Source organism: Micromonospora sp. WMMA1996 (genome assembly GCF_002573675.1).
GTDB lineage: Bacteria > Actinomycetota > Actinomycetes > Mycobacteriales > Micromonosporaceae > Micromonospora > Micromonospora sediminicola.
Genome location: NZ_PDHU01000001.1, coordinates 3,919,942 through 3,940,246 on the forward strand (window position 1 = coordinate 3,919,942; position 20,305 = coordinate 3,940,246).

The following is a 20,305-nucleotide window of genomic DNA, read 5'->3' on the forward strand; positions in this document are numbered from 1 at the left end:
CTCGCCCGGCGCACCCCACCCGGCGTGTCGCGGTCGAGAGAGGTGAAGACCGAGGAGCGATATACCGCTGAGTCATGAATATGACCAGGCGGTATATCGCTTCTCAGTCATCCCTCCCCCGCCGGCCGTTACACGACGTCACCACCGCGCCCGAAGCGGCGACGCCCGGGACGAGCCGTGCCGGGCCGAGGGGCAGGTAGGAAAGGTGGCAGCTCCCCGAGGCCCGGAAGGTGAGTCCAGGAGCGCCACGGCCAGGCAAGCCGCGGGCCCGGCGAGCCTCGAGCCAGGCAAGCCCCGAGCCCGCGCCGCGAGCCCGGCGAGCCCCGAGCCGGCAAGCAGGGCGGCGGGCGTCCGGGGAAGCGGGGCGTCGACGCTCAGGGAAGCAGGGCTGCGGGGGCCAGCGTGCCGGCGGCGACCAGGACGGCTGGGCCGGCCAGCCAGCACGAGTCGGCGGTGACCGTGACGGTGAGCCGGCCACCCGGCACGTCCACCGCCACCGTGCCGGTCTCCCGGTCGCCGTCCCGCAGCGCCACCGCCGCCACCGCGCAGGCGCCGGTGCCGCAGGAGAGCGTCTCGGCCGAACCCCGCTCGTAGACCCGCATCAGCACGTGCCCGTCGGCGCCGTCGACCGGCTCACCGGGCGTGGTGAACTCGACGTTCACCCCGGACGGGAAGACCGCGGCGTCGACCTCGGGCGCGCGGGTCAGGTCGAGGCCGGTGAGGTCCAGCGCGGCGGGCAGCGCGCACACCAGGTGCGGGTTGCCGACGTCCACTGCCGCGCCGGGCAGGGTCAACCCGCCGAGGGTGGCGGTGGCGGTGTCGTACAGCCGGGGGCGGCGCATCTCGACCGCCACGTCGGCGCCCTCGGCCCGGGCCCGCACCAGACCGGCGCGGGTCGCGATCGGCAGCGTCCCGCCCGACGGGGCGACGGCAAGCGACCGCTCCAGCAGATAGCGCACGAACACCCGGGCGCCGTTGCCGCACATCTCGGCGAACGAGCCGTCGGAGTTCCAGTAGTCCATGAACCACTCGGCCTCGCCGGCCAGCGCGACACCCTCCGGGTGCTTGGCAGCGCGTACCACGCGCAGCACGCCGTCGCCGCCGAGCCCGCGCCGCCGGTCGCAGAGCGCGGCGACCAGACCGGGTGTCAGGTCGAGCGCGCCGTCCGGGTCGGGCAGGATGACGAAGTCGTTGCCGGTGCCGTGGCCCTTGGTGAACTCCACGGTCCCATCATCGCCGATGCTCGGCGACCACCCGAAGGGCAGTGTCGAGAAACGTGGGCGAGGCCGAGTCCAGCCAGTGGACGCGCGGGTCGCGCCGGAACCACGAACGTTGCCGGCGGACGAAGCGGCGGGTCGCCCGGATCGTGTCCTCGTACGCCTGCGTCTCGGTCAGCTCGCCGGCCAGGAAGCGCAGCACCTGCTGGTAGCCGAGCGCCCGACTGGCCGTACGCCCCCCGGGCAGCCCCGCGTCGACGAGCGTGCGCACCTCGTCGACCAGGCCGTCGGCCCACATCCGGTCCACCCGCAGCGCGATCCGCTCGTCCAGGAGCGCGGTGTCCAGGTCCACCCCGAGCTGCACCGACGGGTAGTAGGGCGTGGGCGCCGGCAGCGACGCGGTGAACGGCGCGCCGGTCAGCTCGACCACCTCCAGCGCCCGGACGATCCGCCGGCCGTTGGTGGGCAGGATGCCGGCCGCGGCCTGCGGGTCGGCCTCGGCCAGCCGGGCGTGCAGCGGGGCCGGCCCGACCTCGGCCAACTCGGCCTCCAGCCGTTCCCGCAGCGCCGGATCGGTGCCGGGGAACTCGAACTGCTCCAGCACCGCCCGCACGTAGAGCCCGGAGCCGCCCACCAGCAGCGGCACCCGCCCCCGGGCCAGGATGTCGTCGACCGCCGCGCGGGCCAGCTTCTGGTATTCCGCGACGCTGGCCGGCTCGGTCACCGGCCAGATGTCGAGCAGGTGGTGCGGCACGCCCTCCCGCTCGGCCGGGGTCAGCTTGGCGGTGCCGACGTCCATCCCCCGGTAGAGCTGCATCGAGTCGGCGTTGACCACCTCGCCGCCCAGCGTGTGCGCCAACGCGATGCTCAACGCCGACTTGCCGGCCGCGGTCGGCCCCACCACCGCCACCACGGTCATGACCGCTCCCAGTTCGCCACGAAGTAGGCAACGCCGTACGGGGCCTCCTGGTAGCTGACCTCGCCGCGCCAGTCGCCGCCCGCCGCCCGGGCCGCACCGGCCAGCACCTGCCACGGCGCCCGCCCCGCGACCCTCAGCTCCGCCGACAGCCCCGGGTCCAGGCCGAGCAGGGCGTCGGCGTCCGCGCAGGCCAGGGCCGAGGCGACCCCCTCGTCGTACGCCTCGGCGCGCGGGTCGTCGTAGCCGGGCGCCCCGACGCCGTGGCACGCCGACCCGTCCCCCATCGCCAGCAGCGCCCACGGCTGCGCCCGGGAACCCAGCCGGCCGCCACCGGCGGCGCACCGCTCGACCGGCTCGTCGGCCGACACGGAGATCATCCGCCAGGTCGTCGGGGCCTGCGGCCGCACCCGGTTCAGCAGCCAGGCACCGACGAGGAGGCTCAGCGGCAGTCCGTCGGTGCCGACGATCCCGTCGGGGTGCCGTCCCAGTCGCACCTCCAACGGCGCTCCCCAGGGCGCGAAGCTCCCGCGATACGGGTAGGACAGCTCGGCGGTCCGGTTCCCACCACCGACCACCACGACGGTGCGCGCTCCAGAGGCGAGCAGCCGGGCGACCGCGGCGTCGGCGGCGGCGCGCAGGTCGTCCAGCTCGGGCGCGGCGGCGCCGGCCAGCTCGGGCACGATCAGCGGCGGGTGGGGGCAGACGGCGGCGGCGACCAGGGGCACGCCCCCAAACCTATCGGGATCCCCCGGTGCGTCCCCGCGCCGATCCGGTCATCGAGGGCGTACGACACCGTATGGTCACGGTCGACGACAGGCGCTCGACACGGACGGGGGCGGACCTGTGACAATGCCGGGAGAAAGTTTGCTGCGCCGTGGCGGCGACCGGGGGCCGGTCCCTCGACGCCGGGAGAACGAGGATGGGCACATGAGCGACTGGACTGCCTTCGGACGGGTGGACGAGGACGGCACCGTCTACGTCAAGACCGCCGAGGGCGAGCGGGTGGTCGGATCCTGGCAGGCGGGAGCCCCGGAGGAAGGGCTCGCCCACTTCGCCCGCCGCTTCGCCGACCTGGTGACCGAGGTGGACCTGACCGAGGCCCGGCTCAACTCGGGCGCGGCGGACGCCGGCCACTCGCTGACCACGATCCGGCGGATCCGTGGGTCGCTGGCCGAGGCGCACGTGGTCGGGGACATCGACGCCCTGGCCGCCCGCCTGGACAAGCTGGCCGCGGTCGCCGAGGAGAAGGCCGGCGAGGCCAAGGCCGCTCGCGAGGCGGCCCGGGGCGAGGCCCTGGCGCGCAAGACCGCCCTGGTCGAGGAGGCCGAGAAGCTGGCCGCCGAGTCGACCGGCTGGAAGACCGCCGGCGACCGGCTCAAGGAGATCCTCGACGAGTGGAAGACCATCCGCGGCGTCGACAAGAAGGCCGACGGTGAGCTGTGGAAGCGGTTCGCCGCGGCGCGGGACGGCTTCACCCGCCGCCGGGGCGCCCACTTCGCCTCCCTCGACCAGCAGCGCAAGCAGGCGCAGACGGTCAAGGAGGAGCTGGTCGCCGAGGCCGAGAAGCTCAAGGAGTCGACCGACTGGGGCGCCACCGCCGGCCAGCTCAAGGACCTGATGGCCCAGTGGAAGGCCGCGCCGCGCGCCGCCAAGGAGGCCGAGCAGAAGCTCTGGGAGCGGTTCCGGGCCGCGCAGGACGAGTTCTTCACCCGGCGCAGCGAGGTCTTCTCCGCGCGGGACAACGAGCAGCGCGCCAACCTGGAGCGCAAGCAGGCGCTGCTGGCCGAGGCCGAGGCGCTCGACGTCGACGGTGACCCGAAGGGCGCCCAGGCGAAGCTGCGGGAGATCCAGGCGCAGTGGCACGAGGCCGGCCGGGTGCCCCGCGAGGCCGCCGCCGGGCTGGAGCGCCGGCTGCGGGCGGTGGACGACAAGGTCCGCGAGGTCATGGACTCGGCGTGGCGGCGTACCTCCAAGGAGGACAACCCGCTGCTCGCCCAGATGCGCGCGCAGGTCGCCGAGGCCGAGGACCGGCTGGCCCGGGCCCAGGCCGCCGGCGACGCCCGCCGGGTCAAGGAGGCCGAGCAGGCGCTCGCCTCGAAGCGGCAGTTCCTCCAGCTGGCCGAGCAGGCCGGCTGACGCAAGCACCCGGCCCGGCAGGCCGGCGGACAGACACATCAGGTGAGCCCCCGGCCGGGTCGGCCGGGGGCTCACCTGCGTCCGGGCCGGGTTGACGCATCGAGGCGGGCTGATCAGAATGAGCGGCGGAGCCAGGTTCAGGCACCGGCACGAGGGCACCGACGGCTGATCTCGCCGTCGACGATCGCCGGTGTGACATCTCGCGGGTGGCCGTCCACACGACACGGCCCGGCGCGCGCTGCGCGCGTACTCGATGACGAGCGGGACGTGCCTCCTGGTCCTGCCGCCCGCGGCGCCTGCGCGGCGCGGGCATCCGAAGTGGAGCTTCCATGCACCGACGCACCGCCCTCGGCGGCGCCCTGACGGCGCTCGCCACCGCCGCGGCCGGCGTTCTCGTCGCCGCCGCCGTCGCCACCACCCCGGCCGCCGCGGCGGCCGGTGGCACCGGCACCGGTTACCTGCACACCAGCGGCAACAAGATCGTCGACAGTACGGGTACGACCGTCCGGCTGACCGGTATCAACTGGTTCGGCATGGAGACCGACAACAAGACCTTCCACGGCCTGTGGTCGAGCAACCCGTGGCGGTCCCAGCTCGACACCATGGCCCGGCTGGGCTACAACACGCTGCGCATCCCGTACTCGAACGACGCGCTCAAGCCCGGTGCGACGGCGACCGGGATCAACGACTTCGTCAACCCGGACCTGGTCGGGCTCTCCCCGTTGCAGATCCTGGACAAGGTCATCGACTACGCGGGCAGCAAGGGGATGCGGGTCATCCTGGACCGGCACCGGCCGACCTCGGCCGGGCAGTCGCCGCTCTGGTACACCTCGACGGTCTCCGAGGCGACCTGGATCAACGACTGGAAGACGCTGGCCCAGCGGTACGCGAACAACCCCACGGTGATCGGCGCGGACCTGCACAACGAGCCGCACGCCGAGGGGACCAACCCGGCCGCCACCGGCGCCTGCTGGGGCTGCGGCGACACCGCCCGGGACTGGCGGCTCGCCGCCGAGCGGGCCGGCAACGCGATCCTCGGGGTGCAGCCGAACTGGCTGATCTTCGTGGAGGGGGTGAGCTGCCCCAGCGGCGGCCTGTCGAACGTCTGGGACAACGACCCCAGCAACGACGAGGACTGCGGCTGGTGGGGCGGCAACCTGTCCAAGGCCGGGCAGTTCCCGGTGCGGCTGAACGTGGCTAACCGGCTGGTCTACTCGCCGCACGAGTACGCCACCTCGGTCTACCGCCAGGCCTGGTTCGACGACCCGACCTACCCGGCGAACATGCCGGCCATCTGGGACAAGTACTGGGGCTACCTCTACAAGCAGAACATCGCGCCGATCATGATGGGCGAGTTCGGCACCACGCTCCAGGACCCCAAGGACAAGATCTGGCTGCAGAACCTGATGGCCTACACCGGCACCGGCGTGAACGGCATGTCGTTCACGTACTGGTCGTGGAACCCGAACTCGGGTGACACCGGCGGCATCGCCAACGACGACTGGACCACCATCAACCAGCCGAAGCAGGACATCCTCCAGCCCTACCTGATCCCACCGACCGGTGGGGGCGGCAACCCGACCCCGACGCCGACCGGCACCGGCTCCCCCACGCCGACGCCCACCGGCACGCCCACCCCGACGCCGACCACGCCGGCGCCCAGCGGTGGCTGCACGGCCAGCTACAAGCAGGTCAACGCCTGGGCGGGCGGCTTCCAGGGCGAGCTGACCGTGAAGAACACCGGCACCGCCGCGGTGAACCCGTGGTCGGCCACCTGGACCTGGCCGTCCGGGGTGACTCTCGCCAGCGGCTGGAACGCGACCGTCACGCAGTCCGGCACCACGGTCACGGCCGCCGCGCCCGCGTGGGCGTCGTCGCTGGCGCCGGGGGCCTCGGTGACCGTCGGCTTCACCGCCAACGGCACCGCCGCCACCCCCGCCACCGTGAAGCTCAACGGCACCGCCTGCTGAGGGTGTAAGGAAGGGCCCCTTCTTAACGCCTCAGGTAGAGGAAGGGCCCCCTCTTAACACCAAGTGTTAATAGGGGGCCCTTCCCTTACACAGGCGGGGTCAGGTTGCGGCGCAGCCGCCGGTGGGGGCGGGCGCCGCGGCCGGCGCGCCGATCGTCGGCAGCCCGAGCAGCACCCCCGGCGTACGCGGGGCACGTCCCGCCTCGGCCGCGTCGCCGGCCCGGGTACGCCGGTGCGCCAGCGGCGCCCCGTCGGCGTTGAGGTGGTGCGGGGCCGCGTACGTGAGGGTGGTGTGCACGATGTCGCCGGGGCGGATCTGCCCGGCCAGCTCACCGGTGGCGAAGTGCACCAGCCGGCCGTCGCGGGCCCGGCCGGACATCCGGCCGGTGCGCTCGTCCTTGCGCCCCTCGCCGACGGCGACCAGCACCTCGACGGTCTCCCCGACCAGCTTCCTGTTCTCCGCCCAGGTGATCTCCTCGACGCAGGCGATCAACCGCTCGTACCGCTCCTGCACGACCTGCTTGGGCAGTTGGTCGTCCATGGTCGCGGCCGGGGTGCCGGGGCGCTTGGAGTACTGGAACGTGAACGCCGAGGAGAACCGCGCCTCGCGGACCACGTCGAGTGTGCGCGCGAAGTCGGCCTCGGTCTCGCCGGGGAAGCCGACGATGATGTCGGTGGTGATCGCCGCGTCCGGCATCGCCGCCCGGACCTTCTCGATGATCCCCAGGTAGCGCTCCGACCGGTACGAGCGGCGCATGGCCCGCAGCACGTCGTCGGAGCCGGACTGCAACGGCATGTGCAGCGAGTGGCAGACGTTCGGCGTCTCGGCCATCGCGGCGATCACGTCGTCGGTGAAGTCCTTCGGGTGCGGGCTGGTGAACCGGACCCGCTCCAGCCCGTCGATGTCGCCGCAGGCGCGCAGCAGCTTGCCGAAGGCGTACCGGTCGCCGAACTCGACGCCGTAGGAGTTGACGTTCTGCCCGAGCAGGGTCACCTCCAGCACGCCCTCGTCGACCAGCGCGCGCACCTCGGAGAGCACGTCGCCGGGGCGGCGGTCCTTCTCCTTGCCGCGCAGGGAGGGCACGATGCAGAACGTGCAGGTGTTGTTGCAGCCGACGGAGATGGAGACCCACCCGGCGTACGTCGACTCGCGCCGGGTCGGCAGCGTGGAGGGGAAGACCTCCAGCGACTCCAGGATCTCCACCTCGGCGGTGGTGTTGTGCCGGGCCCGGTCCAGCAGCACCGGCAGCGAGCCGATGTTGTGCGTGCCGAAGACCACGTCCACCCAGGGCGCCCTGCGGACGATCTCGCCGCGGTCCTTCTGGGCCAGGCAGCCGCCGACGGCGATCTGCATCCCGGGGTGCTTCGCCTTCACGGGGCGCAGATGACCCAGGTTGCCGTAGAGCCGGTTGTCGGCGTTCTCCCGGACCGCGCAGGTGTTGAACACCACCACGTCGGGCTGCTCGTCGGCCTCGGCGGCACGCACGTAGCCGGCATCCTCGAGGAGGCCGGAGATGCGCTCGGAGTCGTGCACGTTCATCTGGCAGCCGTACGTGCGCACCTGGTAGGTGCGCGGGCTGCCCGCGGCTGCGGTAGTCATGACCCGGACAGACTATCCGGGTGGAGCTGGTCGGATCGAACGAGGAGGAGCCGTGTGCCGGAGCATCAAGACCCTGCGTGAGCCGTACGTCCCGGTGGTGACCGAGGAGGACGTGCGGGCGGCCGCGTTGCAGTACGTCCGGAAGATCTCCGGTTTCCGCACCCCGGCGGCCCACAACGCGGCCGCGTTCGACGCCGCGGTGGACGCCGTGGCCGCCGCGACCGCCACCCTGCTCGACCAGCTCGTGGTCCGCGGCCAGCAGCCGGCGGCCCGGGGCTGAGCCCGGATGGGGGTGTCGCTCGCCGCCGGTTCACGCGGCGGCGAGCGGCCGGGTTCAGGCGGCGGCGAGCGGCCGGGTTCAGGCGGCGGCGAGCGCCGGGGCGATCGAGTCGGGGGCCCAGCGGGAGCGGTGGCACTGCGACCAGCCCCGGCAGCGCGCGTCGGCGACCGTGCAGAGCCGGTGGTGGCTGAGCACCTCCCCGTCGTCGGTGTCGGCCACGTCGAAGTGCACCGGGCGGATCGTGCCGTCCGGGGCGACGAGCAGGTGCCGGCCGGCGTCGAGCGTGTCGTCGCGCATCAGGCAGTTGCGGCCCAGCACCCGGGCCAGCGCCGCGAGGGCGGGCAGCTCGGGCAGGCGCTCGGGCACGCCGTAACAGTCGACCACGGTGCCGTACACCCCGGGCGCCTCCCACACGTCGCAGACCACCGCGTACGCGGGGAGCCGGACCGGGTCGGCGACGGCCAGGGGCATCACCACCCGGCCGAGTGCCTCGGCCAACGCCGGGTAGACCTCCACCGGCGTACCGCCGTTGATTCTCCAGTTCCACAGCTCGGTCATGCCGCCTCCTCGCTGCGCTCGTTCCACCGGCCTCCGGATCGGGCCTCTGTATCGATGGTGGGGTGCATTTGACCTCAGCCGGGGGCAAGTTACCGGTCTGTGACCATTCCGGGCAAAATTTCCCCGGGCGACGTTGCCCTGAGTAGCGGGAAGATGACAGTTTATCGGGTATCGTGCCGCATTCGCGTCCTGCCGCGCCGAGGCGGCGACGCTCAGCGGAGCCGGATCAGGTGGTCCGAGGCCGGCAGCAGCTCGCCGATCACCGTGCCGCCCGGCACCTCCCCCGCGACCAGCAGGCCGCCGGAGGTCTGCGCGTCGGCCAGCAGCAGCCGCTCGGACTCGCCGGCGGCGCCGAAATCGGTCCACGGGGTGACCCAGTCCAGGTTGCGCCGGGTGCCGCCGCTGACGTAACCGTCCCGCAGCGCCTCCCGCGCGCCCGGAAGGTACGGCACGGCCGCCGTGTCGATCGCCACCGTGAGCCGACTGGCGCGGGCCAGCTTCGAGGCGTGCCCGAGCAGGCCGAAGCCGGTCACGTCGGTGCCGCAGCGGATGCCGGCGTCCACCGCCGCCCGGGCCGCGTCCCGGTTCAGCCGGGCCATCGACGCCACCGCCTCGGCGAACCGTTCGCCGGTCTGCTTGTGCCGGGTGTTGAGCACGCCGACGCCGAGCGGCTTGGTCAACGACAGCGGCAGCCCGGCCCGGCCCGCGTCCAGCGTGATCAGCTCCTCCGGCCGGACCACGCCGGTGACCGCAAGGCCGTACTTCGGGCCGTCGTCGTCCACGCTGTGCCCGCCGGCCAGGTGGCAGTTCGCCTCCCGGGCCACGTCCAGGCCGCCACGCAGCACCTCGCGCGCCAGCTCCGGCGGGAGCACGCCACGCGGCCAGCAGAGCAGGTTGAGCGCGACCAGAGGGGTGCCGCCCATCGCGTACACGTCGGAGAGCGCGTTGGCCGCGGCGATCCGCCCCCAGTCGTACGCGTCGTCGACCACCGGGGTGAAGAAGTCGGCGGTGCTGACCAGGCCGGTCCGCTCGTCCAGCCGGACCACCGCGGCGTCGTCGCCGTTCTCCAGGCCGACCAGCAGGTCGGTCGAGCCGCCGGTGGCGCCGAGCCCGGCGACCATCGCCTCCAGCTCCCCCGGCGGGATCTTGCAGGCGCAGCCGCCGCCGCGGGCGTAGTCGGTCAGCCGGATCGCATCGGTCATCGCCTCATGATCTCCGCGACACGGCACCGCCGCCACTCGGACGCACCGGTCGGTGACGGAATTCGGACGCGCCGGCACGCCGGTGACCGGTGTTACCGCTCCGTGACCATCTGGGTTGCGTTCTGCCACATCAGGCCGCCTACAGTTGCCCAACCGGGGGGTCGACCGACCCCCCGTTCCGGCACGGACGACAGGGACGGTGGACGACGTGACGACGGGCGACCCGCTGATCGTGCTCGACGGGGTCAACAAGTGGTTCGGGCCGCTGCACGTGCTCGACGACGTGTCCCTCTCCGTCGGCCGGGGCGAGGTGGTCGTCGTGATCGGCCCGTCCGGCTCCGGCAAGTCGACGCTGTGCCGCGCCATCAACCGGCTGGAGCCGATCAACGAGGGCACCATCACGTTCGACGGGCAGCCGCTGCCGGCCGAGGGCAAGCCCCTCGCCAAGCTGCGCAGTGAGGTCGGCATGGTGTTCCAGTCGTTCAACCTCTTCGCGCACAAGACCATCCTGGAGAACGTCACGCTCGGGCCGGTCAAGGTGCGCAAGGAGAAGCCGGCCGCCGCCCGCGAGCGCGGCCTGGCCCTGCTCGACCGCGTCGGCATCGCCAACCAGGCGGACAAGTACCCGGCCCAGCTCTCCGGCGGCCAGCAGCAGCGGGCGGCCATCGCCCGCGCGCTGGCCATGCAGCCCAAGGCGATGCTCTTCGACGAGCCGACCAGCGCGCTGGACCCGGAGATGGTCGGCGAGGTGCTCGACGTGATGACGTCGTTGGCCCGCGACGGCATGACCATGGTCGTGGTCACCCACGAGATGGGCTTCGCCCGGCACGCGGCGAACCGGGTCATCTTCATGGCCGACGGCAAGCTGGTCGAGGACGCCCCGCCGGCCGAGTTCTTCGCGAACCCGCGCAGCGAGCGGGCCAAGGACTTCCTCTCCAAGATCCTCACGCACTGAGCGTCCGTAGTGGAGTCGTCCCCGGGCGGCTCCGTCGAAGAAGGAGATGAGTATGCGTTACAAGCGCGTGGCGGCGGTGGCCATGATGGCCTCGCTCGCCCTGTCCGCGGCCGCCTGCGGCAAGGAGGGGAACCCCACCCCGAGCGGCGGCGGCAACGCCAGCGGCGGTGCGCAGTCCGACAACTGCACCACCTCGGGCGCCACCTTCACCCCCAAGACGGACGCCAACGTCGCCGGCAGCCCGGCCTTCGAGAAGATCAAGACGGCCGGCAAGGTCGTCGTCGGCGTCAAGTTCGACCAGCCGAACCTCGGCTACAAGGACGCCCAGGGCAAGCGCTGCGGCTTCGACATCGAGATCGCCCAGTACGTCGCCAGCACGCTCGGCGTCGACCCGGCGAAGATCGAGTACAAGGAGATCGCCTCCGCCAACCGGGAGACCGCGATCAAGGGTGGCGAGATCGACTACTACGTCGGCACCTACTCGATCACCGACAAGCGCAAGAACGACGTCTCCTTCGCCGGCCCGTACTTCGTCGCCGGCCAGGACCTGCTGGTCCGCAAGGACGACTCGTCGATCACCGGCAAGGACGCGCTCAAGGGCAAGAAGGTCTGCTCGGCCACCGGCTCCACCCCGATCCAGAAGGTCCGGGACGAGGGCATGACCGAGCCGGAGAACATCGTCGAGTTCAAGACCTACTCCGAGTGCGTCTCCCAGCTGCTCGACAAGAAGGTCGACGCGGTCACCACCGACGACGCCATCCTCAAGGGCTACGCCGCGCAGAACCCGGACGAGCTCAAGGTCGTCGGCCAGCCGTTCAGCACCGAGAAGTACGGCATCGGCCTGCCCAAGGACGACAAGGCGATGCGCGACTACGTGAACGACCAGATCGAGGCGGCGTTCACCGACGGCACCTGGAAGAAGATCTACGACGGCACGCTGGGCAAGTCCGGCTCGCCGGCCACCCCGCCGCAGCTCGAGCGGTACTGACGGTCCGCCACCCGACGTCGCGCCGGGCGGGGAGGTCCTCCTCCCCGCCCGGCCCCGTCTGACAGTCTGAGAGCGAGGCATGGGCGAGTTCTTCCGCGTCCTCACGGACAACGCGAGCCTGTTCCGCGACGGGTTCCTCACCACCGTCGAGCTGTTCCTGATCGCCGCCGTCGGCAGCCTCGTCCTCGGCACGCTGCTCGGCGCGATGCGGGTGTCGCCGGTCCCCGCCCTGCGGGCCTTCGGCGCCACCTACGTCAACCTGATCCGCAACACCCCGCTGACGCTGGTGTTCGCGTTCCTCGTCTTCGCGGTGCCGAAGCTGGACGTCAACATCGACTACTTCCCGAGCGCCTGCATCGCGCTGATCGCCTACACCTCGGCGTTCATCTGCGAGGTGGTCCGCTCCGGCGTCAACACGGTCGCGACCGGCCAGGCCGAGGCCGCCCGGGCGCTGGGCATGACGTTCGGGCAGGTGCTCACGCTGATCGTGCTGCCGCAGGCGCTGCGGGCCATGGTCCCGCCGCTGATGAGCGTGCTCATCGCCATGCTGAAGAACACCACGATCGCCGCCGGTTTCTCCGTGCTGGAGGCCGGCGCCATCCCGGCGTACATGGCCGAACGGGGTGAGCCGCAGTTCGCCGTGCTCACCTGGATCGTGATCGGCTTCCTCATCCTGATCATCCCGCTGGTGGTGCTACAGCGGTTCCTCGAGCGTAAGTGGGCGGTGGCCCGATGAGCAGCAGCAGCGTCCTCTACGACCTTCCCGGCCCGAAGGCCCGGCTGCGCAACCGGATCCTCGGCGTCGTCTCGATCGCCGCGATCCTCGCCCTGATCGCGTTCGTGATCTACAAGTTCGACCAGACCGGCCAGTTCGAGGCCCGCAGGTGGGAGCAGTTCCAGTACGCCGCGGTGCAGCGGGAACTGCTCAACGGCCTGTTGGCCACGCTGAAAGCGGCCGCCGTCGCCACCGTGCTGGCACTGCTGTTCGGTGCGTTCTTCGCCAGCGCCCGGCTCAGTGACAAGTGGGCGTTCCGGGCGCCGGCCACCTTCGTGGTGGAGCTGTTCCGGGCCATCCCGCTGCTGATCCTGATCTTCTTCGGCTACTACGTGCCGTTGCAGTACGGCTGGCCGATCGACAAGTTCTGGGCGCTGGTCATCGGCCTGACGCTCTACAACGGCTCGGTGCTCGCGGAGATCTTCCGCGCCGGCATCAACGCCGTGCCGTACGGGCAGACCGAGGGCGCGTACGCGGTGGGCCTGCGCAAGAACCAGGTGCTGCGGCTGATCCTGCTGCCACAGGCGTTCCGCGCGATGCTGCCGGCGATCGTGAGCCAGCTCGTCGTGCTGCTCAAGGACACCGCGCTCGGCTTCATCATCACGTACCCGGAGCTGCTCTTCGCGGGCAAGCAGATCGGCGGCCGGCTGGCGTTCGGCCTGCCGTACGTCCCGACGTACCTGATCGTCGCGGCCATCTACATCAGCATCTGCGGCCTGCTGTCGGTCCTGGCCTGGTGGCTGCAGAAGCGGCTGACCCGGCTGCCGCGCAGCGCGGCCAAGCCGCTCCCGTCGACGCAGACCGACGGCGGCACCGGCGCCACCCAGCTGGTCTGAGACCGGCGGACCCGAAGCGGGCGGGTGGGGGGCTCCCCCACCCGCCCGCTCTCCGTTGCCCTGCCGCTCAGCGGGCGATCTCGGTGACCCGGGACTCGCGCACCACCGTCACCCGGATCTGACCCGGGTAGGTCAGCTCCTCCTCGATCTGCTTGGCCACGTCCCGGGCCAGCACCGCCGCGCCGATGTCGTCCACGTCGTCCGGCTTGACCATCACCCGGATCTCCCGGCCCGCCTGCATGGCGAAGACCTTCTCCACGCCGAGCTTGCCGGCCGCGATCTCCTCGATCCGCTCCAGCCGCTTGACGTACGCCTCCAGGCTCTCCCGCCGCGCCCCGGGCCGCCCGCCCGAGCAGGCGTCGGAGGCCTGGGTGAGGACCGCCTCGATGGTCTGCGGCGGCACCTCGTTGTGGTGCGCCTCGATGGCGTGCACCACGTCCTCGGTCTCGCCGTACTTGCGGGCCAGGTCCGCGCCGATGATGGCGTGGCTGCCCTCCACCTCGTGGGTGAGCGCCTTGCCGATGTCGTGCAGGAACGCGCAGCGCTTGATCGTCGGGACGTCCAGCCGCAGCTCGGCGGCCATGATGCCGGCGATGTGCGCGGTCTCGACCAGGTGCTTGAGCACGTTCTGCCCGTACGAGGTCCGGTAGCGCAACCGGCCCAGCAGCGTGACCAGCTCCGGGTGGATCTCGGTGATCCCGACCTCGACCAGCGCGTCCTCGGCGGCCCGGTGGCACAGCTCCTCCACCTCCTGCCGGGCCAGGTCGTAGACCTCCTCGATCCGGTGCGGGTGGATGCGCCCGTCCAGCACCAGCTTCTCCAGGGTGAGCCGGCCGACCTCCCGACGGACCGGGTCGAAGCAGGAGAGCAGCACCGCCTCGGGCGTGTCGTCGATGATCAGGTTGACGCCGGTGACCGACTCGAAGGCCCGGATGTTGCGCCCCTCCCGGCCGATGATGCGCCCCTTCATCTCGTCGCCGGGCAGGTGCAGGACACTGACCACGCTCTCCGCGGTCTGCTCGCTGGCGACCCGCTGGATGGCGTCCACGACGATGTGCCGCGCGCGCTGCTCGGCGGTGCCCCGGGCGTCCGACTCGATCTCCCGGACCAGCAGCGCCGCCTCCCGCTTCGCCTGCCCCTCGATCGACTCGACCAGCTCGGCGCGGGCCGACTCCGCGGTCAGCCCGGCCACCCGCTCCAGCTCGCGGCGACGCTGCTCCTCCACCTCGGTCAGCGCCCGCTCGCGCTCCGCCAGCGCCGCCTCCCGGGCGGCGAGCGCCGCGGTGGCCGCGGTGAGCTGCCGCTCCCGCTCGGCCAGCCGCTCCACCTCCTCGGTGTGCAGCCGCTCCCGCTCGTCCATCCGGGCGGCCCGCCGCTCGACCTCGGCCGCCTGCTCCCGGGTGGTGGCGGCGAGCACCGCCACCTCGCGCTCGCCGCTGCGCCGCGCCGTGGCGCGCAACTGCTCGGCGTCCGCCTCGGCCTGCTTGTGGGCCCGCTCCAGCACGGTGTCGGCCTCGGCCCGGGCGTCGTCGAGCACCCGCCGCGCCTCGGCCCGCGCCGCCTTCGCCTCGGCGTTCGCCGCCGCCGCCTCGGTACGCGCCGCCGCGGCGGCGGACTTCGCCACGTCGATGGTGCTGTTCGCCTCGTCGGCCGCGCTGCGCAACGCCGCCAGGGACTGCTCCTGCCGGTCCTTCTCCGCGATGAACGCCGGGTCCTCCGGCGCCGGGGCCAGGCTGAGCCGCTGGAGCGTACGCACGCCGAACAGCACGGCGCCGACCACCACCACGACGAGCAGCAGGACCACCACGAGCAGGACGACGTCGAAGGCGCTCATGCCGTCGCTCCGCACCGGTACGTCGCGCCGCCGCCGACCCGCCGCGCCTCGCCCACAGGCCGTGGTTCACCGGCGCGTCGTGGCTCACCGGCCTGGGGTGGCTCACCGGCCTGGGGTGGCTCACCGGCCTGGGGTGGCTCACCAGCCTGTCGTGCGCGGTCGCCCGGCGAGGAACGGCCGGGACCGTGTGGCAGACCGCCGGTGAACCTGTGCCGCCCCGCCATGGCCGCCTCCCCTGAACGTCGGCGCCGCAGGACGCGCGCGAAGGGGCACGCACCTGCGGCTCTGGACGCCCGACCGGAGCGGCTGGCTGTGGGTAGCTTTCCGTCGGCGGTGCCCCTCACGGGAACCGCCGGCGGCCGGTTGCAGTTGTCGGACGCTCCGGACCGGGTCCGGAGCGGCCGTCAAGGGGCCGGTGAAGCTGGCCAAAGTGATGCTGTTCTGTTACGCGATCTATGTTGTGCGCTTAGCCTGCGCTGGTCGGGCAAAGTGAGCCTGTATGGCGAGGCTAGGTCGCGAGGTGCCCTCCGGTCAAGAAGTCATGATCAAACCACCCGGACGGAGAGAAGTTGCCCGGTCACGCGGCGTCGATCAGATGCCGGACACGCGCGGACAAAACCCGCCCCCCGTCATCTCACCGTGACCTTCCCGTCCTGCTCAACCCGCATCCGGCAGACCGCCTCCCGAGCCCACGCTCCACTTCGGTGACCAAGGAGTTGGTGTCTGCCCCGGCGACGCCAACTCCTTGATCAGAAACGACAGGTTCCGGCCCGGGACGGGAGGGGACGGGGCGAGCCGGCCCGGCGGGAGGGAGCGGGCCGGGAAGGGTCGGGGGTAGCGCAGAGGTCAGCGGGTGAGCGACCGGGCGGTGGCGACCAGGGCCGCGTTGTCCGGGGCGGGGCTGCCGTCGGGCAGCAGGAGCGTGTCCTCCAGGCCGATCCGGGTGTGCAGACCCCGGCGCACGGCCTCGCCGAACACCGGCCAGGTCGCCGGGCCCTCGCCGTGCAGCAGCACCGGCGGACCCTCGCCGGGCAGGGCGGTGAGGATCGCGGCCGCGTCGGCGAGTGCCCTGTCCACCCGTTCGGCCATGCACTCGACCAGGATCCGCCCGGTCGGCGTCGGCCAGCGGCGCCAGGCGTCGACCGCCTCCTGCGTCCAGATCCCGGCCTCGACCATCACGCCGCGCTCGTGCAGGGCCGCCGCGACCTCCGCCGCGCCGGGCTCGTGGGCGTTGACCGAGGCGAAGTCGGGCAGAACCGTCCAGGCCCGGACGGCGGCCACCCGTTCCACCGGGTCGGGAACGATCCACGCGCCGGTGCTCACCCCGACCGGCAGGCCGGGCCGGGCCGCCCGGACGGCGCTGACCGCCGCGCCGATCACGGCCAGATCGAGCGACTCGGCACCGGCGTCGTCCCGAGGATGGATGTGCACCGCCGCCACCCCCGCGCTCGCGCAGCGGACGGCGTCGTCCGCCAGCTCGGTGGGGGTGAGCGGCACCGCCGGGTGCTCGTCCCGCCGCCGTCCGCCGTTCAGACACGCCTTCAGCACGGCGCACGCTCCCTTCCCCCGAGGGCCGCAGTGCCCTCAGTCGGGCCGGCGGGTGTCGAGGTCGTTCTCGGCGTCGGCCAGCGCGTCGGCGTCGATGTGCTCGGCGAACTCGGCCGCCTCGGCGCTCTGCGCGGCGAGCGCGTCCTTCACCGCCCGGATCGCCACCCCCGCCGGGTAACCCTTGCGGGCCAGCATCCCGACCAGGCGCCGGAACACCGCGTCGGGCTCGCCCCGGGCGGTGCGCAGCTTCCGATCGACGAGGGCACGGGCGGTGTCCGCCTCGGTCTCCTCGTCGATCCCGTCGAGCGCCTCGCCGGCCACCTCGCCGTCGACGCCTCGCTGCCGCAGCTCGTTGGCGAGCGCCCGGCGGGCCAGCCCCCGCCCGGCGTGCCGACTGCTCACCCAGGCCCGGGCGAAGGCGGCGTCGTCCACGATGCCGACCTCGTCGTAGCGGTCGAGCACCTGCTCGGCGGTCTCCTCGGAGATGCCCTTGCGGGCCAGCGCGCCGGCCAGCTCGGCCCGGGTGCGGGGCCGCACCGCGAGCTGCCGCAGGCAGATCTCGCGGGCCAGCTCCGCCTCGTCGCGCGGCGGAGCCGGAGCCTCCCCGGATTCGGGCTCCGCCGTGCGACCACGGCGCCCACGGCGCGGCCGGGGCGTGCCGGTGTCGTCACCCGCACGGGGTGGGCTGGCATCCCAGCCCCGCCCCGTGCGGGCGCGTCGTCCTGCCACGGGTCAGCGGATCAGAAGTCGACCGGCGGCAGCTCCGGGCCGCCGGCGGCGTCGCCCGCACCACCGGTGCCGACGCCGAGCTTCTCCAGGATCTTCTTCTCGATCTCGGCCGCCACGTCCGGGTTCTCGCGGAGGAACTCGCGAGCCTTCTCCTTGCCTTGGCCCAGCTGGTCACCGTCGTAGGTGTACCAGGCGCCGGACTTGCGGATGATCGCCTGCTCCACGCCGACGTCGATCAGCGAGCCCTCGCGGGAGATGCCCTTGCCGTACATGATGTCGAACTCGGCCTGCTTGAACGGCGCCGCGACCTTGTTCTTCACGACCTTGACGCGGGTGCGGTTGCCGACCACGTCGGTGCCGTCCTTGAGGCTCTCGATGCGGCGCACGTCGAGCCGGACCGAGGCGTAGAACTTCAGCGCCCGACCACCGGTGGTGGTCTCCGGGCTGCCGAACATCACGCCGATCTTCTCGCGGAGCTGGTTGATGAAGATCGCGGTGGTGCCGGTGTTGTTGAGCACACCGGTGATCTTCCGCAGCGCCTGGCTCATCAGCCGGGCCTGGAGGCCGACGTGGCTGTCGCCCATCTCGCCCTCGATCTCGGCGCGCGGCACCAGGGCGGCGACCGAGTCGATCACGATGATGTCGATCGCGCCGGAGCGGACCAGCATGTCGGCGATCTCCAGCGCCTGCTCGCCGGTGTCCGGCTGGGAGACCAGCAGGGCGTCGGTGTCGACGCCGAGGGCGCGTGCGTACTCCGGGTCGAGCGCGTGCTCGGCGTCGATGAACGCGGCGATGCCGCCGGCCCGCTGGGCGTTGGCCACCGCGTGCAGCGCGACCGTGGTCTTACCGCTGGACTCCGGACCGTAGATCTCGACGACCCGGCCGCGGGGCAGACCGCCCACGCCGAGCGCCACGTCGAGCGCGATGGAGCCGGTCGGGATGACGGCCGTCTGCACGACGGGCCGCTCCCCCAGCCGCATCACCGAACCCTTGCCGAACTGCTTGTCGATCTGAGCGAGAGCAAGGTCGAGCGCCTTCTCCCGGTCAGGCCCTGCTGCCATGGTTGCCACCCCTGCCTTCGCCGGCGTCTTTCCTGAGCTTCGCGTCACGCGGGACACGCTAGGCGCTGGGTCCGACAGAAAACCAGCCGACGGGCCGTGAGCTGTGGACGAGCGCCCCGCTGTGGACAATAGCCGAACAGGTGTACGACTGGGCAAGCGACACGCGGAACCGACGAAAAGGCTGCTCAGCGTAGTCGCGCGGGCACCCGGTCGGGATAGGCGGCCACCACGGCGCGCCACACCACGTGCGTTTCCTCACCGGCGGCGAGGGCCTGCTCGACGGTCCGTCCGCCGAGCTGGGACAGCACCTGGTCGCTGGCGATGCTGGCCGCGTAACCCGGCCCGAACGCCTCCTCCAGCCGCGTCCAGAAGTCGGTCAGCCGCACCTGTTCAGTCCCCCTCGTCGAGTGTGTCGTCCCCGCCGGCGCCCCGCAGCGCCAGCGCCGCCAGCGGCACCACCGCGATGGCTGCCAGCACGGTGAGCGTCGGGTACCCCACCGCCTGCATGACGAACCCGCTGACCGCCGCCGCGCCCGCCCCGGCCAGCCCCATGAGCAGGTCGGACAGACCCTGCACACCGGGCCGGTCGGCGGTCGGCACCGACTCCGACAGCAGCGTCGAGCCCGCCACCATGGTGCCCGACCAGCCCAGCCCGAGCAGCGCCAGCCCCACCGCGAGCGGCGGCGTGTGGTGCCCGGCGGTGCCGGCGACCGCGCACGCCGCCAGCAGCAGCGCGACCCCGCCGAGGATCACCGGCCGCCGACCCAGCCGGTCGGTGAGCCAGCCCGTCACCGGCGAGAGCGCGTACATCCCGGCGATGTGCAGGCTGAGCACGATGCCGACCACCGACAGCACGTCCGCGTCGGAGTGCCACTCACCGAGGTGCACCGGGGTCATCGACATCACCGCGACCATCACCAGGTGCCCCACCGCGACCGCGGCGATGCCGAGGCGGGCGGCCGGCCGTCGGCGTACCGTGCGCCACGCGGCGACCATGCCACCGCGACGGGCGACCGGCGGGGCGACGCCGGCCTCGGGCGCCGCCAGCCGGCGCGCGGTGAGCAGCGGGTCCGGCCGGAGCAGGACCAGGAGTACGGCGGCGGCCAGCGTGAACGCGACGGCGCTGAAGGCGAACGGGCCGGCCAGTGTCGGCAGCCCCCAGCCCTGGGTGGTGTCGTCGGCGAGCGCGGCGAAGTTCGGCGCGGCCACCGAGCCGATGGTGGTGGCCCAGACGATCAGCGAGAGCTGGCGACCCCGGCGCTGCGGCTCGGCCAGGTCGACCGCCGTGTAGCGGGCCTGGAGGTTGGCCGCCGTGCCGCCGCCGAACAGCAGCATGCCGACGAAGAGCAACGGCACCACCCGGGTCGCGGTCGCGACCACCACCAGCACACCACCGACCGCGCCGACCAGGTACGCGGCGACCAGGCCGGGCCGGCGTCCACGGGCGGTCATGAGCCGGGTGACCGGTACGGCGAGCAGCGCGGCCCCGACCACCCCGGCGCTCTGCGCCACCCCGGCCAGGGCGGTGCCGGCGACCCGGGCGGCGAGCAGCGCGCCGACCGAGATGCCGATGGCGACGCCGGTGCCGCCGATGATCTGGGTGAGGAAGAGCAGGCGGAGGGTACGTCGCTGAATGCCGGCGACGTCGGTCCGGGGTGGGGCCGGCGCGGTCAGGTCGGTGGCCATGGCGGACGCTCC

At 72.7% G+C, this 20,305-nt stretch carries 19 protein-coding genes; 7 read left to right on the forward strand and 12 right to left on the reverse strand.

What is annotated here, in order from left to right:
• Positions 1 to 374: 374 nt before the first annotated feature.
• From dapF to COO58_RS18060, 3 genes are read right to left on the reverse strand one after another with little or no spacing between them, the layout of a single operon-like run.
• Positions 375 to 1,223 carry a diaminopimelate epimerase gene (gene dapF, locus COO58_RS18050; protein ID WP_098745859.1) on the reverse strand — a complete coding sequence of 283 codons (849 nt, stop codon included), beginning with the start codon at positions 1,221 to 1,223 and terminating at the stop codon, positions 375 to 377.
• Positions 1,224 to 1,230: 7 nt separating this feature from the next.
• Positions 1,231 to 2,136, reverse strand: a complete 906-nt coding sequence (gene miaA / locus COO58_RS18055) for a tRNA (adenosine(37)-N6)-dimethylallyltransferase MiaA (protein ID WP_098745860.1) — start codon at positions 2,134 to 2,136, stop codon at positions 1,231 to 1,233.
• A complete protein-coding gene (locus COO58_RS18060) occupies positions 2,133 to 2,861 on the reverse strand; it encodes a hypothetical protein (protein WP_091579682.1) in 729 nt (242 codons plus the stop codon). Before COO58_RS18060 ends, miaA begins: the two co-directional genes overlap by 4 nt.
• 202 nt (positions 2,862 to 3,063) lie before the next feature.
• On the opposite strand from COO58_RS18060, the gene COO58_RS18065 reads away from it, so the two are divergent.
• Positions 3,064 to 4,272, forward strand: a complete 1,209-nt coding sequence (locus tag COO58_RS18065) for a DUF349 domain-containing protein (RefSeq protein ID WP_091579685.1) — start codon at positions 3,064 to 3,066, stop codon at positions 4,270 to 4,272.
• A 329-nt stretch (positions 4,273 to 4,601) separates the two neighbouring features.
• Positions 4,602 to 6,242 (forward strand): cellulase family glycosylhydrolase, encoded by a 1,641-nt coding sequence (locus tag COO58_RS18070; RefSeq protein WP_091579689.1) that lies wholly within the window; start codon positions 4,602 to 4,604, stop codon positions 6,240 to 6,242.
• A 99-nt stretch (positions 6,243 to 6,341) separates the two neighbouring features.
• Here the strand turns inward: COO58_RS18070 and miaB are convergent, their stop codons facing one another.
• A complete protein-coding gene (miaB, locus tag COO58_RS18075) occupies positions 6,342 to 7,841 on the reverse strand; it encodes a tRNA (N6-isopentenyl adenosine(37)-C2)-methylthiotransferase MiaB (RefSeq protein WP_098745862.1) in 1,500 nt (499 codons plus the stop codon).
• A gap of 52 nt (positions 7,842 to 7,893) precedes the next feature.
• On the opposite strand from miaB, the gene COO58_RS18080 reads away from it, so the two are divergent.
• The gene (locus COO58_RS18080; protein WP_091579696.1) at positions 7,894 to 8,121 is read left to right on the forward strand and encodes a DUF2277 family protein; all 228 of its coding nucleotides are present in this window, start codon (positions 7,894 to 7,896) and stop codon (positions 8,119 to 8,121) included.
• A 78-nt stretch (positions 8,122 to 8,199) separates the two neighbouring features.
• Here the strand turns inward: COO58_RS18080 and COO58_RS18085 are convergent, their stop codons facing one another.
• Entirely contained in the window at positions 8,200 to 8,679 is a 480-nt protein-coding gene (locus COO58_RS18085; RefSeq protein WP_098745863.1) for a hypothetical protein, read from the reverse strand.
• A 212-nt stretch (positions 8,680 to 8,891) separates the two neighbouring features.
• A complete protein-coding gene (selD, locus tag COO58_RS18090; RefSeq protein ID WP_098745864.1) occupies positions 8,892 to 9,881 on the reverse strand; it encodes a selenide, water dikinase SelD in 990 nt (329 codons plus the stop codon).
• A 199-nt stretch (positions 9,882 to 10,080) separates the two neighbouring features.
• Here selD and COO58_RS18095 point away from each other — a divergent pair, with 199 nt between their 5' ends.
• The 4 genes from COO58_RS18095 to COO58_RS18110 all read left to right on the forward strand — a co-directional run bounded on the left by COO58_RS18095 (position 10,081) and on the right by COO58_RS18110 (position 13,435).
• Positions 10,081 to 10,836: an amino acid ABC transporter ATP-binding protein gene (locus COO58_RS18095; protein WP_091579707.1), complete on the forward strand. Its 756-nt coding sequence runs from the start codon at positions 10,081 to 10,083 to the stop codon at positions 10,834 to 10,836.
• Positions 10,837 to 10,888: 52 nt separating this feature from the next.
• Entirely contained in the window at positions 10,889 to 11,824 is a 936-nt protein-coding gene (locus COO58_RS18100) for a glutamate ABC transporter substrate-binding protein (protein ID WP_098745866.1), read from the forward strand.
• Between the two features lie 79 nt (positions 11,825 to 11,903).
• Positions 11,904 to 12,560 (forward strand): amino acid ABC transporter permease, encoded by a 657-nt coding sequence (locus COO58_RS18105; protein ID WP_091579716.1) that lies wholly within the window; start codon positions 11,904 to 11,906, stop codon positions 12,558 to 12,560.
• Positions 12,557 to 13,435, forward strand: a complete 879-nt coding sequence (locus COO58_RS18110) for an amino acid ABC transporter permease (protein WP_091583979.1) — start codon at positions 12,557 to 12,559, stop codon at positions 13,433 to 13,435. Before COO58_RS18105 ends, COO58_RS18110 begins: the two co-directional genes overlap by 4 nt.
• A 67-nt stretch (positions 13,436 to 13,502) precedes the next feature.
• On the opposite strand, the gene rny is transcribed toward COO58_RS18110, so the two are convergent.
• The 6 genes from rny to COO58_RS18140 form a co-directional block, all read right to left on the reverse strand.
• Entirely contained in the window at positions 13,503 to 15,269 is a 1,767-nt protein-coding gene (gene rny / locus COO58_RS18115) for a ribonuclease Y (RefSeq protein ID WP_091583983.1), read from the reverse strand.
• 846 nt (positions 15,270 to 16,115) lie between these two features.
• Complete coding sequence (locus COO58_RS18120) at positions 16,116 to 16,817, reverse strand: 3-keto-5-aminohexanoate cleavage protein (protein WP_098745867.1); 702 nt, start codon at positions 16,815 to 16,817, stop codon at positions 16,116 to 16,118.
• Between the two features lie 36 nt (positions 16,818 to 16,853).
• Entirely contained in the window at positions 16,854 to 17,546 is a 693-nt protein-coding gene (locus tag COO58_RS18125) for a regulatory protein RecX (RefSeq protein ID WP_091579723.1), read from the reverse strand.
• Positions 17,547 to 17,557: 11 nt separating this feature from the next.
• Entirely contained in the window at positions 17,558 to 18,607 is a 1,050-nt protein-coding gene (recA, locus tag COO58_RS18130; RefSeq protein ID WP_013284729.1) for a recombinase RecA, read from the reverse strand.
• A 185-nt stretch (positions 18,608 to 18,792) separates the two neighbouring features.
• A complete protein-coding gene (locus COO58_RS18135) occupies positions 18,793 to 18,993 on the reverse strand; it encodes a DUF3046 domain-containing protein (RefSeq protein WP_018785963.1) in 201 nt (66 codons plus the stop codon).
• Between the two features lie 4 nt (positions 18,994 to 18,997).
• Positions 18,998 to 20,293, reverse strand: coding sequence for an MFS transporter (locus COO58_RS18140; RefSeq protein ID WP_098745869.1), 1,296 nt, complete (start codon positions 20,291 to 20,293; stop codon positions 18,998 to 19,000).
• Positions 20,294 to 20,305 lie beyond the last annotated feature (12 nt).

What these genes read in the sequence shown, in the direction of transcription:
- COO58_RS18085 (WP_098745863.1), bottom strand. Translation starts at nt 8,679, where the DNA reads ATGACCGAGCTGTGGAACTGGAGAATCAACGGCGGTACGCCGGTGGAG.
- COO58_RS18140 (WP_098745869.1), bottom strand. Translation starts at nt 20,293, where the DNA reads ATGGCCACCGACCTGACCGCGCCGGCCCCACCCCGGACCGACGTCGCC.
- COO58_RS18110 (WP_091583979.1), top strand. Translation starts at nt 12,557, where the DNA reads ATGAGCAGCAGCAGCGTCCTCTACGACCTTCCCGGCCCGAAGGCCCGG.
- rny (WP_091583983.1), bottom strand. Translation starts at nt 15,269, where the DNA reads ATGAGCGCCTTCGACGTCGTCCTGCTCGTGGTGGTCCTGCTGCTCGTC.
- selD (WP_098745864.1), bottom strand. Translation starts at nt 9,881, where the DNA reads ATGACCGATGCGATCCGGCTGACCGACTACGCCCGCGGCGGCGGCTGC.
- recA (WP_013284729.1), bottom strand. Translation starts at nt 18,607, where the DNA reads ATGGCAGCAGGGCCTGACCGGGAGAAGGCGCTCGACCTTGCTCTCGCT.
- COO58_RS18065 (WP_091579685.1), top strand. Translation starts at nt 3,064, where the DNA reads ATGAGCGACTGGACTGCCTTCGGACGGGTGGACGAGGACGGCACCGTC.
- COO58_RS18100 (WP_098745866.1), top strand. Translation starts at nt 10,889, where the DNA reads ATGCGTTACAAGCGCGTGGCGGCGGTGGCCATGATGGCCTCGCTCGCC.
- miaA (WP_098745860.1), bottom strand. Translation starts at nt 2,136, where the DNA reads ATGACCGTGGTGGCGGTGGTGGGGCCGACCGCGGCCGGCAAGTCGGCG.
- COO58_RS18070 (WP_091579689.1), top strand. Translation starts at nt 4,602, where the DNA reads ATGCACCGACGCACCGCCCTCGGCGGCGCCCTGACGGCGCTCGCCACC.
- COO58_RS18105 (WP_091579716.1), top strand. Translation starts at nt 11,904, where the DNA reads ATGGGCGAGTTCTTCCGCGTCCTCACGGACAACGCGAGCCTGTTCCGC.
- miaB (WP_098745862.1), bottom strand. Translation starts at nt 7,841, where the DNA reads ATGACTACCGCAGCCGCGGGCAGCCCGCGCACCTACCAGGTGCGCACG.